The sequence below is a fragment of the Actinoplanes cyaneus genome (assembly GCF_016862095.1).
GTDB lineage: Bacteria > Actinomycetota > Actinomycetes > Mycobacteriales > Micromonosporaceae > Actinoplanes > Actinoplanes cyaneus.
The window spans coordinates 23,542-40,543 of sequence record NZ_BOMH01000004.1; the positions used below are offsets into that span (position 1 = coordinate 23,542).

The window sequence follows — 17,002 nt, forward strand, 5'->3', positions numbered from 1 at the left end:
CGGTGGAGGCGATGTCGCGCAACCTCGTGGAGCTCGACCAGTTGCCGGCCCGCCACGACCTGGACAGCAAGGCGCTGACCGGCCGCACCGCCGCCGAGTGGGCGGAGGCGAGCGCCGCGCTGGCCACCCTCTGGGAGGGTTTCCGCCTGCTCTCCGAGTCGATCGCACGGGCGCAGTCGCTGCGCGGGCAGCGGCGGCTCAGCGACAGCGACCGCGCGAAGTTCGTGCACGAGGTGCTCGGCCCGTCGATCCTGCTCTCCACGACCAGCGTGCCGCTCGCCCAGCGCGGCCTGCTCGGCGCCGGTCAGGTGACCACCACGTGCTCGCCGGCCGAGCTGCTGGCCGCGATGGAGCGCTCGTTCACGATCGCGATCGGGGTGGCGACCCGCGCGGCGGACGCGTGGCAGACGTTGCTGCCGGCCGCCGCCGACGCCGCTGCCGCCCTGCAGCGGGCGCGGGACGCCGGCTCTCCCGCCACCCTGCTGAACCAGGCCGACCGTCTGCTCGGCGAGCTGACCGGCACCCTGGCCGGCGATCCGCTCGGCGCCGACGCGTCGGTTCTCGCCCGCGTCCGGGAGCTGATCGCGCGCGCCGACGCGGAGCGCACCTCGGCGATCGAGCTGCGTGACTCGCTGACCCGCCGGTTGTCGCAGGCCCGTGACCGGGCCGACGAGCTGGACCGCGCGGAGCAGGCGGCGCGGGAGGCCCGCGAGCGGGTGGACGGCCGGTTCCCGCCGTCGCAGGTCGCCGCGGTCCGCCCGCTGAGCCTGCGCCCGGACCTGGCCGCGGTCGAGGCGCTCGCGGCGGCCGGTCAGTGGGCGCTGATCAGTCCGCGGCTGGCCCGGTGGAGCCGGGAGGCGCAGGAGCGGCTGGCCGCGCTCGCCGTCGTCCGGACGCACAACGAGCGGCTGCTCGCCGACCGGGCCGAGCTGCGTGGCCGGCTCAGCGCGTACCAGGCGAAGGCGCTGCGTCACGGGCTGGGCGAGCATCCCCGGCTGACTCCGCTCGCCGACCGGGCCCGGACCCTGCTGCACACCGCGCCGTGCGAGCTGGAGCAGGCTCGCGCGGCCGTCGACGCGTACCAGGAAATGTTGACCGCCACGATCGCGAGGGATGCCCGGTCATGAAATGCCAGCGGAACTGCCCCGGGACCATCGAGGACGGCTACTGCGACACGTGCGGGCTGGCGCCCGCCAGGTCGGTGCCGATCGAAGCGAAGCCGCAGGTCGCGGCGAATGACGACAGGTGCCGGCGCGACGGTTGCGCCGGCACGATCGAGGACGGTTACTGCGACACCTGCGGACTGGCTCCGCTCACCAAGGCCACCGGCACAGCGGGCGGCAACACGGCCGGGAAAGCGGCGCACATCCCGAAGCCGCGGACGGAGACGACCAACACCGGCACGCAGAGCTCGTCGCGCACCACCGGCACCGGGGCGTTGTCGACACGTACCGGCGGAAGTCGCCGCGGAAGCGGCCGGACGGGCTCGAGCCGCCGCTTCGGCAGCGGGCTGGTCGAGATCGCCCCGATCGCCCGGGTCGACCCGGCCAGCACGCTGATGGCGAACCCGGAGGTCCCGGAGTCCAAGCGCTACTGCGCCAAGTGCACCAACCCGGTGGGCCGTTCCCACGGTGACCGCCCGGGCCGCACCTCCGGCTATTGCCCGCACTGCGGCGAGGCCTTCAACTTCACGCCGAAGCTGGGCAAGGGCGACGTCGTCGGCGGGCAGTACGAGGTGGCCGGCGCCCTGGCCCACGGCGGCCTGGGCTGGGTCTACCTGGCCGTCGACCGGAACGTGTCGAAGCGCTGGGTCGTCCTGAAGGGCCTGCTCAACTCCAGCGACGAGGACGCGCTGGCCGCGGCGCTGGCCGAGCAGCGGTTCCTGGCCGAGGTCGAGCACCCGAACATCGTCAAGATCTACAACTTCGTCGAGCACGACGGCGCCGGCTACATCGTCATGGAGTATGTCGGCGGCAAGTCGCTGAAGGACATGCTCAAGCAGCGCCGCGAGGAGAACGGTGGCGACGCCGACCCGCTGCCGCTCGACCAGGCCCTGGAGTACCTGATCGAGATCATGCCGGCGTTCAGCTACCTGCACGAGCGTGGCCTGATCTTCTGCGACTTCAAGCCGGACAACGTGATCCAGTCCGGCGACCAGATGAAGCTGATCGACCTCGGTGGCGTGGTGCACATCGACGACCAGGAGGCCGCGATCTACGGCACGGTCGGCTACCAGGCGCCGGAGATGGCGGCCGAGGGCCCGTCGGTCGCCTCCGACCTGTACACGATCGGCCGCACCCTGGCCGTGCTCACCACCGACTTCCGCGGTTACCAGAGCACGTTCAAGGAGAGCCTGCCGGACCGGGACTCGTTCGACCTCTACAAGCGGCACGAGTCGTTCTACCGCCTGGTCGACCGGGCGACCCGCCCGCACCCGGGCGACCGGTTCGTGGACTCGGCCGAGATGCAGGAGCAGATGCTCGGCGTGCTGCGCCAGGTCGTGGCCGCGCAGGGCACGCCGAAGCCGGCGCCGTCCAAGGTGTTCACCGGCGAGTTGCGCACGGACCTGAAGTCGGAGGGGCCGCGCTGGCAGGACCTGCCGACCCCGCTGATCGACCTGACCGACCCGGCGGCCGGCTTCCTCGCCTCGATCACGGTGACCGACCCGGCCGAGGTGCTGGCCCTGCTCAAGCACGCCCCGCAGGACACGACCGAGGTGCGGTTGCGGGCGTTGCGGGCGCAGATCGACCTGGGCGCGCGCACCGGCGTCTTCACCGAGGCCCAGCAGGCCCGGGACCGGTTCGCCGCGATCGACGGGCAGGATTGGCGCCTGGCCTGGTACGACGGGCTGCTCGCGCTGGCCGGCAAGGACTTCGCGACCGCGCGGGCCCGGTTCGACGCGGTCTGGGCGGCCCTGCCCGGCGAGCTCGCGCCGCAGCTCGCGCTCGGGTTCGCCGAGGAGCTGGACGGGCAGCACAAGACCGCCGCGGGGTACTACGACGTGGTCAGCCGGACCGACCCGTCGTACACGACGGCCGCGGCCGGGCTGGCCCGTTGCCGGCTCGCGAACGGTGACCGCTCCGGTGCGGTGGAGGCCTACCAGCGTGTGCCGGGCACCTCCTCGGCGTACGCGATCTCGCAGGTCGGCGCGGTGCGGGCGCTGGTCCGGGCGCACCCGGTCGCGCAGGTCGACGTCAAGTCGCTGACCGTCGCCGCGGCGCTGATCGAGCGGCTCGAGGTGGAGCGGGCCCAGCTCGCCGAGCTGCGGGCCGAGCTGCTCGAGCAGGCGCTGACCTCGCTGCGCGGCGGCTCCACGATTCCGGCGGCGGTGCTCGGGGGCGCCCGGACCGGTGACACCGGCGAGAAGGACGTGCGGTTCGCGCTCGAGGACGCGTACCGCGAGATGGCCCGCGCCGCGCACGGGCCGGACAGGATCCGCCTGGTCGACATGGCGAACGCGGCCCGGCCGCGCACGCGCACCTGAGAGCACGATGGCGTCTGTGAGAGAAGGCAAGTTGATATTGACCGAGTGCGACTCCTGTGCCGAGGGGCGCGCCTCCGGCGCCTCGTTCTGCGAGGCCTGCGGACGCCAGCTGAGCGAGACCGCGGCCGTCGGCTCCGCCGGCCCCTCCACCGGTGGTGACGGTCCGCTGCCCGGTGACGGCTCCGCCGCGGGCGAGGCCGGCGCGACGGGGGGTACGGACGGAACCCCCGCCCCCGGCCCGGAAAGCAGCCGCCGGGCGGGACGTGACTGCCCGCACTGCGGCGCGACCGGCGCTGTCGACACCGACGGGTACTGCGAGCAGTGCGGCCTTCTCGCCGGGCGCCCCCGCGATCACACCGAGGCCGACGGTGACGTGGCGGCGGCCGCGGTGAGCGACCGTGGACGCCGGCACCACCGCAACGAGGACGCGATGTGGCTGGCCGTCGGGGTGGACGCGGCCGACGTGGTGGTCTGCGACGGCGTCTCGTCGTCGTTCGACCCGGACGTGGCCTCGGACGTCGCCGCGAAGACGGCGGGTGAGCTGCTGGCGCGCGCCCAGCACCCGGACAGCGACGCCACCCGCGACGAGACCACGGCGGACGCGAGCACTGCCGGCGACACCGCGGCGGACGAGACCACCGCGAGCGACACGACGGTGGACGTGACACCGGAGACCGGCGCGGGGGACGACGCCGACGCCACGGTGCCGCTCGACGGCGTACCGCAGGCCTCGCCGGAAGAGCAGGGCAGGCCCGCGCCGCGAGCCGGCGGCGGACCGGAACGGACGACGCCGCCCGATCCGGCCCTGCCGATCGCCGAGGTGGTCGGGATCGCGATCCAGGGCGCCGGTCAGGCCGTCGCCGAGCTGGTGACCGGCGAGGACCCGCGGCGGACGGCGTCCAACCCGGCCTGCACGATCGTCGCCGCCGCGGTGCGCGGGCCGCACGTCGGGTTCGGCTGGGTCGGCGACAGCCGCGCCTACTGGGTGACCGGCAGCGGTCCCGCCGAGCAGCTCACCGAGGACGACTCCTGGGCGCGGCACGTGATCGCGATGGGCGCCGACCCACGGGTTGCGATGAACGACCCGAAGGCGCACGCGATCACCGCGTGGCTGGGCGCCGACGCCGGGCCGATCATCCCGCACCTCGGCGCGTTCACCGCGCGAACACCCGGCTATCTGGTGCTCTGCAGCGACGGGCTGTGGAACTACCTGACCGATCCGCAGGACTTCGGCGAGGCGGTGCGCTCCGCGCTCGGCCTGGCGACCGGCTCCCGGCCGCTGCTCGAGGCGGCGCGGGCGCTGGTGACCTACGCCAATTCCGCGGGCGGCGCCGACAACATCACCGTGGCCATCGTGCCCGTACACCCGCAGACCGAGGCGGACGCCGAAGGCGACGCCGGAACCCCGGCCGACGAGCCCAGCGAAGCATAAGGAGTTCTCCGTGTCCTACAGCGCCGAGGCTTTCCAGAACGAGTATCTCGCCATGGGGGCGAGCGAGGTGAACGCGATCGTGACGGTCACCTCGTCGGGTGGTGAGGGCGGTCGCCGGACCGCCGGGGCCACCGAGATCATCATCGTGGACGCGTCCGGGTCGATGCAGGCCGAAGGCCGGATGGCGAACGCCCGGCAGGCCGCCAAGGCGGCGGTGAACGCGATCGACGACGGCGTCCGGTTCGCGATCATCGCCGGCGTCAGCACCGCCCAGCAGCTCTTCCCGGACCCGGGTCAGCTCGCCGTCTCGTCGCCGCAGTCGCGGGCCGACGCGCTGCGGGCGATCGACCGGCTGCAGGCCAGCGGCGGCACCGCGATGGGCGCCTGGCTGCTGCTCGCCGGTCAGCTCTTCGAGCAGCGCCCGGGCGACATCAAACACTGCATCCTGCTGACCGACGGCGACAACGGCGAGCGGTACGGATATCTGGAGAGCGTGCTGCAGCAGATCGCCGGCCGGTTCATCTGCGACTGCCGTGGGGTCGGCACGAACTGGAAGGTCTCCGAGCTGCGCAAGATCGCCACGGCGATGCTGGGCACTGTCGACATCGTGGCCCACCCGGAGGGGCTGACCGCGGCGTTCGAGCAGATGATCACCAACGCGATGGGCAAGACCAGCGCGGACGTGCAGCTCAAGGTGTGGACGCCGGTCAACGCCACGGTCCGGTTCGTCAAGCAGGTCGAGCCGCAGGTGCTGGACCTGACCGGCAAGCGGGTCGAGGACGGGCCGCGCGCCGGCCGGTACCCGCTCGGCTCGTGGGGTCAGGAGAGCCGCGACTACCACGTCTGCGTCGACGTGCCGGCCGGCAAGTCCGGCGACGAGATGCTGGCCGCCCGGATCTCGGTGGTCGAGGGTGACACCGTGCACGCGCAGAGCCTGGTCCGGGCGGTGTGGACCGAGGACACCGCGCTCTCCACCCGGATCAACCGGCAGGTCGCGCACTACACCGGGCAGGCCGAGCTGGCCGACGCGATCCAGGAGGGCATCGCCGCCCGCGACGCCGGCGACGACCGGACCGCGACGATCAAGTTCGGCCGGGCCGCGCAGCTCGCGCACGCCAGCGGCAACACGGCCACCGAGGAGTTGCTGGCCAAGGTGGTGGAGATCGAGGACGCCGCGACCGGCACGGTCCGGCTGCGGCGCAAGGTCAACGCCGAGGACGAGATGGCGCTGGACACGCAGAGCACCAAGACAGTGCGTGTCGGGCGGTCGCAGTGAGCACGTTCACCTGCCCGAACGGGCACGCCTCGACCGAGGCGGACTACTGCGACACGTGCGGGGCCAAGATCGGCGGGGCGGCTCCGGCCGTGCCCGAGACGGCACCGGCGCCGGTCGAGACGCCGCGGGGCGAGGAATGCCCGAACTGCGGCACGCCGCGCGCCGGGCAGGCCCGCTTCTGCGAGGACTGCGGGTACGACTACACCTCCGGCAAGATGCCACAGCTCACCGAGGTGCTGTCGGCGCCCGAGGAGGCGCCGGCCGGGGAGTGGACGGCCACGATGATCGCCGACGCGGCGTACTTCGCGCTCAACGAGGTCGAGGGCGTGACGTTCCCGGCCGGCACCGATGAACGGATCGTCACGCTCACCCCGCCGCAGATGCGGATCGGGCGCAAGAGCACGACGAAGGGGACGAGTCCCGAGATCGACCTGGCCGACTCCGACCCGGGGGCGTCGCACAACCACGCGCTGCTGACCCTGAACACCGAGGGCGTGTGGCTGGTCACCGACCTGGGGTCGACGAACGGGACGTACATCAACGACGAGGACCTGCCGCTGACCGCGGGGCAGTCACGTGCCCTCGATGACGGCGATCAGGTCCACGTCGGGGTGTGGACCACCCTTACGCTGCACGCTCCGTGAAGTAGCCGGCCGGCACCGCGACCGAGGTGCCGAAGAGCCGGTTGACGGTGGCCGCCTCGGTGCTGTTCGGATTCGCGTTCGTACAGCTCACCGGGGCGCTGCTGCCGGACATCAGGTCAGCGCAGAGACCGGTCCGCCGGTCCGGCAGGCCGAGGATGTGACCGAACTCGTGCGCGGCGATCCGCGGCTTGGAGTAGCCGTCGTTCACCGCTTCCCGGCCCATGTACCAGTACCCGTTGCCCAGCGACGAGGTGTACGTGCGCGGCCAGCCGTTGTCGGCGTATACCCGGATGTTGGGGGTCCGGCCGGCCGGCACGGGTTCCAGCCGCACGGTGGTGACCTTGCTGTTCCAGATCTGCGCGCCCTGGTTGACCACGGCGACGAACTCCTGCGCCTGGCTCGCGTCGTAGTAGAGGACCCGGGTCGCGGCGTGGGCGGGGGTGGCCCACGCGGCCAGCGCCACCATGGTGAGCAGCGCGGCCGCAACTCTTCGCATCAACATGGGTCGACCCTACGAAAGACAACGATCGATATCGATGCAATGAGCCATACCGATTGATACCTGCGACTCGCGTGATGTCGGCCGCTGCGGGCCCGCGGACCGATGTGTTTGGGTGTGGCCGTGTCGGACTTCGGAAGCAGGCTGCGCGAGTTGCGGCGGGCCGCGGGGCTCACCATGGAACAGCTGGCCGAGACGTCCGGGGTGAGCGCCCGCGCGATCAGCGACATGGAACGCGGGCACAGCCGGACACCGCAGGCGCGGACGCTCAGCGCCCTGGCCGGCGGCCTCGGGCTGGCGCCGGAGGAGCTCGGCGACCTCGCCGACACCGTCCGTGAGCAGCGCGCCCGGGCCGCCGGCCGGCCCCGGCTCTGCGCGCTCCCCCGCACGGTCGGCGACTTCGTGGGTCGCGCCAGCGAGTTGGAGCGGCTGCACCGGCACGCCCTCGCCGGTCTCGGCCAGGCTCCGGTCGCGCTGATCCACGGGCAGCCCGGGCTGGGCAAGACGGCCCTCGCCGTCCGGCTCGCCGACCAGCTGCGTGACCGCTACCCGGACGGCCTGCTCTACCTCGACCTGCGCGGCACCGACGCCGAGCCGATGACTCCCGGCGACGCCCTGCTGCGGCTGCTGCGCGCGCTGGAGGTCGGCTCCCGGCGCATCGGGGAGACCGACGACGAACGGTCCAGCCAGCTGCGCGCGGTGCTCGGTGAGCGCCGCTGCCTGCTGGTGCTGGACAACGCCGGCAGCGAGGCACAGGTCCGGCCGCTGCTGCCCGCCGAGGGCCGGAGCCTGGCCGTGGTGACGAGCCGGCGGGTGCTCGCCGGGCTCCCGGGCGTGGAGCGGATCGCCCTGGCGCCGCTCACCCCGGACGAGTCGGCCACGCTGCTGCGGGCGATCGCCGCGCAGGCCGCCGACCCGCGCGCGGCCGCCGGGGTGGAGGCGGTCGCGCGGCTCTGCGGGCAGCTGCCGCTGGCGCTGCGGATCGCCGGGACGCGGCTCGCCACCCGGCCGGCGTGGACCGTCGAACACCTGGTCGCCCGGCTCGCCGACGCGGACCGGCGGCTGGCCAACCTTTCCACCGGCGACCTCGGGGTGGCTGCCGCGTTCGCGCTGTCGCACGCCCAGCTGACCATCCCGGGGCGGGAGTTGTTCCGGCGGCTCGCGCACGTGCCCGGGGTGGACTTCGCGGCCCCGATCGCGTCGGTGCTCACCGGCGCGTCCGTCGACGACGCCGCGGACGGCCTCGACGAGCTGGTCGACCTGGGGCTGCTGCAGCAGTCCGGGCCGGAACGCTACCGCTTCCACGACCTGCTGCGGCTCTTCGCGCAGGAGCGGCTGCGCAACGAGGAACCGGCCGGCACCCGCGCGGCGACCGCGCGGACGATGGGGAACTGGCTGCTGGAGACCGCGATCGTGGCCGGGCGCTGGTTCGAGCCCGGTTACGGGCGGCTGCCGCAGGGGTGGGCCGGGCTGGTCGCGCCGGCCGACGAGGAGGAGGCCGACGCCTGGCTGCAGGCCGAGCGGGCGAGCTGGCTGGGCGCGCTGCGTGCCGCCGCCCGCGACGGGCAGCACCAGCTGGTGGTGGACGTGGCCGAGGCGATGCACTGGTACTCGGACAAGTACGTCAGATCCGATTACTGGTACGAGGTCTACGGGCTCTCCCGTGCCGCCGCCGCGAAACTGCCCGACCGGCGGCAGGAGGTCACGCACATCAACTACTACTCGTGGGCGGCCACGCACTGCGCCGGCCGCCCGGATGAGGGCGCCGAGATCGCGATGGACGCGCACCGGGTGGCCGTCGAGCTGGGCGACGTCAAGGAGCAGGCGTGGGCGCTCCGTTACGCGGGCGACGCGATGCGGAACGCCGACGGCATGCTGGAGCGGGCCATCACGACGTACCGGGCGGCGCTGGACCTCTTCGACAAGGCCGGTGATCACGACGGGTACGTGCAGACCGGGCCGGGCATCGGGCGGATCCTCAACCGGCTGGGCCGTCACGAGGAGGCCATGGACGAGTGCGCGGCGACGCTGCGCGAGCTGGCGAGCCGGCCGGTCTCGGCCCGGCCGGCGTTGAGCGGGCGGGTCAGCGCGCGATGCATCCTGGCCGCGGCATACGCCGGGCTGGGCCGCTGGGCGGACGCGCTGCGCGAGGCGGAGCAGGCGCTGCCGTACGCGGCCGACTTCGGCTACGCCGGATACCTCGGTGAGTTGCACCTCACGATCGGGCGGGCGCGGGTGGCGCTCGGGCGGCGTGAGGAGGCCCGGCCCGCGTTCCACAAGGTCATGGAGCTGTTGCAGGGCTCGGCGTACCGGGACAGTGTCGAGATCGCGCGGCAGAACCTGGCCGCTCTCTGAGTTCTGCATATTGTTCTGCCTGGTCTGCGTGCGCCTGTCGGGTGTTGCATGAGAGCACGACGGCCGCGCCGACGGGGTGCGCGCCGGATGTGAAGGGACTCCCATGGGTTACGTGACCACCTCTGACGGCACGAACATCTACTTCAAGGACTGGGGCACCGGCCGGCCGGTCGTCCTCAGCCACGGGTGGCCGCTGAACTCGGACAGCTGGGAGGCGCAGCAGCTGTTCCTCGCCCGCAACGGCTACCGGGTGATCGCGCACGACCGCCGGGGTCACGGCCGGTCGGACCAGACGTGGACCGGCAACGAGATGGACACGTACGCCGCGGACCTGGCCGCTGTCATCGAGACCCTCGACCTGCGGGACGTGACGCTGGTCGGCTTCTCCACCGGTGGCGGCGAGATCTCCCGCTACATCGGCAACTACGGCACCGCCCGCGTCGCGCAGGCCGTGCTCGTCTCCGCCGTCCCGCCGCTGATGCTGCAGACCCCGGACAACCCGAGCGGCCTGCCGATCTCGGTGTTCGACGGCATCCGCGAGGGCTCGCTGAAGGACCGCGGCCAGCTGTACCAGGACTTCGCGGCCGGCCCGTTCTTCGGCGCGAACCGTCCCGGCGCGCAGGTGTCGCAGGGCATGAAGGACTCGTTCTGGCTGCAGGGCATGACCGGCGGGCACCACAACACGTACGAGAGCATCGCCGCGTTCTCGGCCACCGACTTCCGCGGTGACCTGGCCAAGTTCGACGTCCCGACCCTGGTCATCCACGGTGACGACGACCAGGTCGTGCCGTTCGAGGTCGGCGGCAAGGCGTCCGCCGCGCTGATCAAGGGCGCCGAGCTGAAGGTGTACGCCGGCGCGCCGCACGGCATCACCGACACGCACAAGGAGCAGCTCGGCCAGGACCTGCTGGAGTTCCTGAACAGCTACGCCGCCTGAGGTAGTTTGGTCGGCGTGCGGGAGACATTCCCGCACGCCGATCTTCTCGAAGGGACAGACATGCGCCTTCACCTGGACACGGTCGCCGCCTCGCCGCGAGAGCGCGCCCTGTAGTCAAAGCCCGGCGCTGACTCCTCGCCGCGAGCGGTCTCCCCCGACCGTTCATCCAGGCCCGAGGAGCATTTTGTGCATCCCTTCAACCGTCTCTGGACCGCGGCAGCGGTCTCCAATCTGGGCGACGGCGTCACCGTGGTGGCCGGCCCGTTGCTGCTCGCCACCGTCAGCGACTCCCCCGCGGTGATCGCCGGCGGGGCCTTCGCCTCCCACCTGCCCTGGCTGCTGTTCGCCCTGGCCAGCGGTGCCGTCGTGGACCGGCTCGACCGCCGCCGCCTGGTCGTCACCGTCAACCTGCTGCGCGGTGGGGTGCTCGCCGGGCTCGCCGTCGTGATCGCTTCCGGACACGTCTCCGTGCCGCTGATCTACTCGGCGCTGTTCCTGCTCGGGGTCGGCGAGACGCTCGCCGACACCGCCTACGGGGCGCTGCTTCCCGCCGTGGTCGCGCCGGAGGAGTTGGAGCGGGCGAACGCGCGGCTGGGCGCCACGTTCACGATCGCCAACCAGTTCGCCGCCAAGCCGTTCGGCGCGTGGCTCTACGGGGTCGCGGCGGCGGTGCCGTTCGGGCTGGACGCCGCCACGTTCGTCGCCGCGGCGGCGCTGATCGCGGGCCTTCCCCGGCCGGCGCCCGCACCGCAACGATCCGGGATGCGCGGAGAGTCACCGGCCTCGAACCCCACCCGCGTGGCCCCCTCCGCCGAGACACCGCCCGGCGGACCCGGCCCGTCCAGCCAGCCAGACCCGTCCGGCGGACCCGGCCTGTCCAGCGGACCCGGCCCGTCCAGCGGACCCGGCCCGTCCAGCGGACCCGGCCCGTCCAGCGGTCGAGCCACCGGCGGCCGGCTGCGCACGGAGATCGCCGAAGGATTGCGGTGGCTGCGCGGTCAGCGGCTGCTCCGGGTGCTCGCCGTCACGATGGGGATCGCGAACATCGCCTTCTGCGCGGCCTTCGCGGTGTTCGTCCTCTACGCCCGCGAACGCCTGGACCTGTCCGATGTCGGCTACGGCTTCCTGCTCACCTCGTTCGCCGCGGGCGGCCTGGCCGGTGCCGGTCTGGCGGCCCGGCTGGCGCGGCGGTTCGGCACCGCCACGGTCCTGCGCGCCGGGCTGATCGTCGAGATCGCCACCCACCTCACCCTGGCCGTCACGACGAACCCGCTGATCGCCGGCGCGGTCATCGTGATCTTCGCGGCGCACACCATGGTGTGGGGCGTGCTGACAGCGGCCATCCGGCAGCGGACCGTTCCTGATCACCTGCGCGGCCGCGTCGGCAGCGTCTTCGGCCTCCTGGAGACCGGTGGCGCCGCGCTCGGCTGGCTGCTCGGGGCGGCACTCGCCCAGGTCGGGGATGTCACGACGCCGTTCTGGGTCGCGGCCTTCGCGATGCTCGCGGTGACCGCGGCGGCCTGGCGTCCGCTTTCCCTTTCCCACCCCTCGGGGGTACGGCCATGAGCCGCCCGTGACCTCCCGGGCCAACCGGTCCGGAGTCGTTCACGGCTGGGCCCGATCGTGGTCAACGGGCCCGCACAACGACGGTGGGCACCAGCTCCCGGCTTTCAGCTGGTGCCCACCGTGGTCATCAGGGCGGAGACCCACCATGGGCACCGATCGATCGGCTTATCGGACCATTTGCGCATTCTCTCCGCGAAGGATGGCGAGCGCCTGTTCCAGCAGCTCGGCGTTGCTGGCGAAGGCGAACGGCCCCGCGCCCGGCCGCTCCTGCCCGTCGAGCCCGCGGAACACGCCGCCCGCCTCCGGGATGATCACCGAGCTCGCCGCGAAGTCCCAGATCTGCCCGCTGGTCTGCACCGCCACGTCGAGATCGCCCTGCGCCACCAGCAGCGGCGGATGCACCGGCCACGGCTCCTCGGCGGCCACCTCGACCAGCGGCGCCGCGACCTCGCGCCCCCAGTCGATCGGCACCACGCCGAGCCGCGCCGAGCTCACGTCCGGCCGCGCGCCCGACACGTGGATCCGCTCGGCGTCGACGAGACGATCGTTCACGACCTTTCCCCGGTACGCCCCCTGACCGCGCCCGGCCCACCAGGCGAGCCCCTGAGCCGGGACGATCTGCACGCCCGCGGTCACGACACCGTCCACCTCGAGGGCGATCAGCACCAGCCACCGGTCGTCCCCCCGCACGAACAGCGCGGTGCCGTCGATCGGGTCGATGATCCAGCGCCGCCCGTTGCCGCTCGCGGTCTCGCCGTGCTCCTCGCCGAGGATGGCGTCGTCCGGCCGCGCCGCGGTCAGCACGTCGCGGATCACGGTCTCCACCGCCCGGTCGGCGACGGTCACCACGGACCCGTCCTTCTTGCGCTCCTGCGGCAGGTCGGCGATCACCGCGAAGTGGCGAAGCGCCTCCGCGGCCCCGATCAGCGCGGCCCGCTGGGCCAGTTCCACATCTGTCTCCACCGGTTCATCCTGCCTGGTGCCCGGCAAGGACTTGTCGGGTGACGGCGAAACGGCATGGGAAGGTGGGCGGAACATGGCGGAGAGAATGACGCAGACGTGCACGGCACCGGCCGGCGAAGAGGCGACGCTGGCGAGGCTCCAGGAGCACGAGCCGGAGTCGTTCGGGGCGATGTTCCTGCAGCGTGCGGCCCAGACCCCGGAATCGATCGCCTATCTGCGACCGGGCCCGGACGGCTGGGTGGGGCAGACCTGGGCACAGACCGCGCGGGCGGTGACCGAGATCGCAGCCGGGCTGCTCGCGCTGGGCCTGCGGCCCGAGGACCGGGTCGCGATCATGAGCGGCACCCGCGTCGAGTGGATCGAGGCCGACTTCGGCGTGATGTGCGCGGGCGGCGCCACGACCACCGTGTACCCGTCGTCCTCGCCCGACGAGGTCGCGCACATCGTGACCGATTCCGGCAGCCGCTTCGCCGTCGTCGAGAGCCCCGATTCGCTTTCCAAGATCCTGTTCCCCGGTACGACCGTGGAGCGCGCCGTGCTGATCACCGGCGCCTCCGACGACCCGCGCGTGCTCACCCTCGCCGAGTTGCGCGAGCTCGGCACGACGGAGCCGGTCGGCGCCGCGGTCGCCGCGGTGCGGCCGGACGACCTGGCGACGCTGATCTACACCTCCGGCACCACGGGACTGCCCAAGGGCGTCCGGGTGGCGCACCGCGCGTGGATCTACCAGGGGCTCGCAATCCAGGCGATGGGCATCGTGCACCCCGAGGACCTGGGCTACCTGTGGCTGCCGCTGTCGCACGCGTTCGGCAAGGCGCTGCTGAGCTGCCAGATCTCGGCCGGTTTCCCGTTCGCGGTGGACGGCGACGTGAGCCGGATCGTGCAACGGCTCGGTGAGGTCCAGCCGACGATCATGCCGGCTGTGCCGCGGATCTTCGAGAAGGTGTACGCGGCGGTGAGCGCTGCTGACGGCGTACAGAAGAAGCTGTTGGATTGGGCCGTGAAGGTCGCTGAGCAGCGCAGGTCCGGCCTGCGGTTCCGGATCGCGGACCGGCTCGTGCTGGCGCGGGTGCGGGCACGGTTCGGCGGGCGGATGCGGTTCTTCATCTCCGGGGCGGCGGCGCTGTCGCCCGACATCGCGCGGTGGTTCGGGACGATCGGGCTGCCGATCGCCGAGGGTTACGGGCTCACCGAGTCGTGCGCCACGACGGTCTTCAACCGACCGGACCGCCCCGAGTACGGGACCGTCGGCAGGCCCCTGCCGGGAACCTCCGTCCGGATCGCGCAGGACGGTGAGATCCTGCTGCGCGGGCCGGGCCTGATGCAGGGCTACCACGGGATCGACTCCGGGTCGGCGCTGGTCGACGGGTGGCTGCACACCGGGGACATCGGAGAGATCACGCCGGGCGGGTCGCTGCGGATCACCGACCGCAAGAAGGACCTGATCAAGACCTCGAACGGGAAGTACGTGGCGCCGCAGACCCTGGAGTCGCGGTTCAAGGCGATCTGCCCGCTCGCCGGGCAGGTCATGGTGCACGGGGAGAAGCGCAAGTACATCACCGCGCTGATCGACCTCGACCCGGACGAGGCCGCGAAGTTCGCCGCGGCGCACGGGCTCGACGCCTCCTCGGTCGCCCGGTCCGCCGAGCTGCGAACGGTGCTGCAGTCGCACGTCGACCGGCTCAACGCGACGCTCAACCCGTGGGAGACCATCAAACGGTTCGCCGTTCTCGACGAGCCGCTGAGCATCGAGAACGGCGAGCTGACCACGTCGCTGAAGCTGCGCCGGAGGGTGATCGAGGAACGGTACGGCCCGGTGCTGGACGATCTCTACGCGTAGAGTCGGGGGCATGCATCGTAGTCGATTGTTCGGAATGCTCGTCGACACCCCGGCCTCCTCGGCCGCCGCCGCCGCGGACTTCTGGGCCGCGGCGCTGGGCGGGTCGGCGAGGCAGTCGGCGGACGAGCCGGAGTACACGCGGGTCACCGGGACCGTCGCGGGCTTCGCGATGGTCGTCCAGTCCGTCGACGACCAGGCGCGGATCCACCTCGACATCGAGACCGACGACGTGCAGGCGGAGGCGGAGCGGCTGCTGGCGCTCGGCGCGACGCTGGTCACGGACAACGGCGGCCACAAGATCCTGCGGGCGCCGGGCGGTCACCTGGTGTGCGTGGTGCCGGTGCAGAGCCCGTCGGAGGTCTTCGACGCCGACGCCAAGTCCTGGCCGTAAACGCTCGCCCCCGCCACGCCTTCCGGCCCGGCGCGCCACCCCACGCCTCCGCCGAGGCGGCGTGTCACTCCATGCTTCCGCTGAGGCGGCGCGTCATTCCAGGCTGAACAGGTCGGCGGCCCGCGTGGCGCGCAGCAACCAGCGCAGATGCGGCTGCGGATTGCGCAGATGACACGTCGCGTCCCGCGCACCGGCCACCCGGCGCGCCGCGACGAGCATCCGCAACCCGGCCGCGTCGCAGAAGTCCACCTCGGCGACGTCGATGTGGATCTGCCGGACCGGAACCATCAGGCCGAGCACGTCGTACACCCGGGTCAGGTCGTACAACTGGGTCTGCAGGGCCGTCACCGACATCGCGTCCAGGCTGCCCTGCAAGCGGATGATCAACCGGTCGCCGTTGCGCGCGCCGGCGATCCTGGTGCCCGCGAAGCTGGGATCAGGGGTCATGACGGAACCTCCGGCCGGTCGCGCAGGATCGCCCATACCAGTTTCCCGCCTCGCGCCGGCAGCGCACCCCACGCCGACGCCGCCGCGTCCACGATCCGCAGTCCGAGACCGCGATCGGTCAGCGACGGGCCGAGCGGGCCGGGGACCGGGTCGCGCACCCGGGGCAGCCCCGGATCCCCGTCGTAGACGGCCAGGTGCAGGCCGGCGCCCGCCCCCTCACCGCGCGGCGACACGATCATCTCGATGTCGGTGCCGGCGTGCTCGGCCGCGTTCACCACCAGCTCGGAGGCGACCAGCCGGCCGCGCTGCAGCAGGTGCGGCAGGTCCCAGCCGCGGCACGCGTCGCTGACCAGTGAACGGGCCAGCACCGCGGCACCCGGGTCCGGCGGCAGGGCCAGGTGCATCCGGTCGATCAGCGGGCGGCGGTGCGCCAGGGCGGTGCGGGCCTGCTGGACCGAGCCGTACATGACCAGCCAGTCCCGGGCACCGAGCCGCCGCAGCCGCCGGGCCAGCGGGACCGCCGCGGGCAGGCACACCTCGATCGCGATCGGCGGCTGCATCGCGGCGCCCTGCGCGCACAGGGTCAGCCAGAGCGGCGCGCTGACCGCCTGCCGGTCGTCGAGCCGGTGCAGGTCGACGATCAGGCCGGTGGGGTGCTCGGCCAGGCACTTGTCCAGCACTGTCCGGGCCCGCCAGGACAACGACCGGTCCCAGGGGCCGGAGAGGGCCACTTCGATGATCGCGGTGTCCGGATCGATGACGGCCATCACCGACTCGTCCACTGCTTCTCCGGACCACCCGATCAGATGCGGCGAGTCCGCGGCCATGTCCCCTTCCTCCGGCAGACGCACGCAACGACATTCATCACTATCGCCCGCAATTCTTGAATCGTCCCAAAGACACCGTCAACGCAGATTCACCATGCGCCGATGACCGCACCTGCGGGCCGCCCGCCCCCGCCGGCCATCAAACAGGGCCCAGCAGTAAACATAGACGTATGTCTATGGATTATGGCGCGCGGGTCCGGCGGCGTCCGCCGAACTGCGAAAAGCGTCAGCCGATCCCACGACGCCCCGGGTTGCGCGCCCGCAACGACCGGGTTGCGGGCCCCGCGACGACCGGGTTGCGGGCCCCGGGACGCCCGGGTTGCGCGCCCGCGACGGCCGGG

At 72.6% G+C, this 17,002-nt stretch carries 14 protein-coding genes; 10 read left to right on the forward strand and 4 right to left on the reverse strand.

Annotated elements, in window-relative coordinates; all coding sequences use genetic code 11:
* Positions 1-11: 11 nt before the first annotated feature.
* Genes Acy02nite_RS02795 through Acy02nite_RS02815 form a run of 5 tightly spaced genes read left to right on the forward strand, consistent with a single transcriptional unit; the run spans position 12 to position 6,836 of the window.
* Positions 12-1,127: a hypothetical protein gene (locus Acy02nite_RS02795; RefSeq protein ID WP_239174125.1), complete on the forward strand. Its 1,116-nt coding sequence runs from the start codon at positions 12-14 to the stop codon at positions 1,125-1,127.
* On the forward strand, positions 1,124-3,484 hold the full coding sequence (locus Acy02nite_RS02800; RefSeq protein WP_203738175.1) for a serine/threonine-protein kinase: 2,361 nt from the start codon (positions 1,124-1,126) through the stop codon (positions 3,482-3,484). The genes Acy02nite_RS02795 and Acy02nite_RS02800 overlap by 4 nt, the downstream gene beginning before the upstream one ends.
* 16 nt (positions 3,485-3,500) lie before the next feature.
* Positions 3,501-4,916, forward strand: coding sequence for a PP2C family protein-serine/threonine phosphatase (locus tag Acy02nite_RS02805; protein ID WP_239174127.1), 1,416 nt, complete (start codon positions 3,501-3,503; stop codon positions 4,914-4,916).
* 10 nt (positions 4,917-4,926) lie between these two features.
* Positions 4,927-6,192, forward strand: coding sequence for a vWA domain-containing protein (locus tag Acy02nite_RS02810; RefSeq protein ID WP_203738177.1), 1,266 nt, complete (start codon positions 4,927-4,929; stop codon positions 6,190-6,192).
* Complete coding sequence (locus Acy02nite_RS02815; protein WP_203738178.1) at positions 6,189-6,836, forward strand: double zinc ribbon and FHA domain-containing protein; 648 nt, start codon at positions 6,189-6,191, stop codon at positions 6,834-6,836. The genes Acy02nite_RS02810 and Acy02nite_RS02815 overlap by 4 nt, the downstream gene beginning before the upstream one ends.
* Here the strand turns inward: Acy02nite_RS02815 and Acy02nite_RS02820 are convergent.
* On the reverse strand, positions 6,817-7,338 hold the full coding sequence (locus tag Acy02nite_RS02820; protein WP_203738179.1) for a snapalysin family zinc-dependent metalloprotease: 522 nt from the start codon (positions 7,336-7,338) through the stop codon (positions 6,817-6,819). The two genes, Acy02nite_RS02815 and Acy02nite_RS02820, sit on opposite strands and share 20 nt — an antisense overlap.
* A gap of 120 nt (positions 7,339-7,458) precedes the next feature.
* Between Acy02nite_RS02820 and Acy02nite_RS02825 the strand changes: the two genes are divergently transcribed.
* From Acy02nite_RS02825 to Acy02nite_RS02835, 3 genes are all read left to right on the forward strand, one after another.
* Positions 7,459-9,690, forward strand: a complete 2,232-nt coding sequence (locus tag Acy02nite_RS02825; RefSeq protein WP_203738180.1) for an ATP-binding protein — start codon at positions 7,459-7,461, stop codon at positions 9,688-9,690.
* A 103-nt stretch (positions 9,691-9,793) separates the two neighbouring features.
* Positions 9,794-10,627, forward strand: coding sequence for an alpha/beta fold hydrolase (locus Acy02nite_RS02830; protein ID WP_203738181.1), 834 nt, complete (start codon positions 9,794-9,796; stop codon positions 10,625-10,627).
* A 186-nt stretch (positions 10,628-10,813) separates the two neighbouring features.
* Positions 10,814-12,193 (forward strand): MFS transporter, encoded by a 1,380-nt coding sequence (locus Acy02nite_RS02835; RefSeq protein WP_203738182.1) that lies wholly within the window; start codon positions 10,814-10,816, stop codon positions 12,191-12,193.
* 165 nt (positions 12,194-12,358) lie between these two features.
* On the opposite strand, the gene Acy02nite_RS02840 is transcribed toward Acy02nite_RS02835, so the two are convergent.
* Entirely contained in the window at positions 12,359-13,156 is a 798-nt protein-coding gene (locus tag Acy02nite_RS02840; protein ID WP_203738183.1) for an inositol monophosphatase family protein, read from the reverse strand.
* A gap of 73 nt (positions 13,157-13,229) precedes the next feature.
* Between Acy02nite_RS02840 and Acy02nite_RS02845 the strand changes: the two genes are divergently transcribed.
* Both Acy02nite_RS02845 and Acy02nite_RS02850 read left to right on the forward strand, forming a co-directional pair.
* Positions 13,230-14,996 carry an AMP-dependent synthetase/ligase gene (locus Acy02nite_RS02845; protein ID WP_239174129.1) on the forward strand — a complete coding sequence of 589 codons (1,767 nt, stop codon included), beginning with the start codon at positions 13,230-13,232 and terminating at the stop codon, positions 14,994-14,996.
* A gap of 10 nt (positions 14,997-15,006) precedes the next feature.
* Positions 15,007-15,387, forward strand: coding sequence for a VOC family protein (locus Acy02nite_RS02850; protein ID WP_203738184.1), 381 nt, complete (start codon positions 15,007-15,009; stop codon positions 15,385-15,387).
* 93 nt (positions 15,388-15,480) lie between these two features.
* Here the strand turns inward: Acy02nite_RS02850 and Acy02nite_RS02855 are convergent, their stop codons facing one another.
* Together Acy02nite_RS02855 and Acy02nite_RS02860 are read right to left on the reverse strand one after the other, a co-directional pair.
* Positions 15,481-15,834: an STAS domain-containing protein gene (locus Acy02nite_RS02855; protein ID WP_203738185.1), complete on the reverse strand. Its 354-nt coding sequence runs from the start codon at positions 15,832-15,834 to the stop codon at positions 15,481-15,483.
* A complete protein-coding gene (locus Acy02nite_RS02860; protein ID WP_203738186.1) occupies positions 15,831-16,661 on the reverse strand; it encodes an ATP-binding protein in 831 nt (276 codons plus the stop codon). The genes Acy02nite_RS02855 and Acy02nite_RS02860 overlap by 4 nt, the downstream gene beginning before the upstream one ends.
* Positions 16,662-17,002 lie beyond the last annotated feature (341 nt).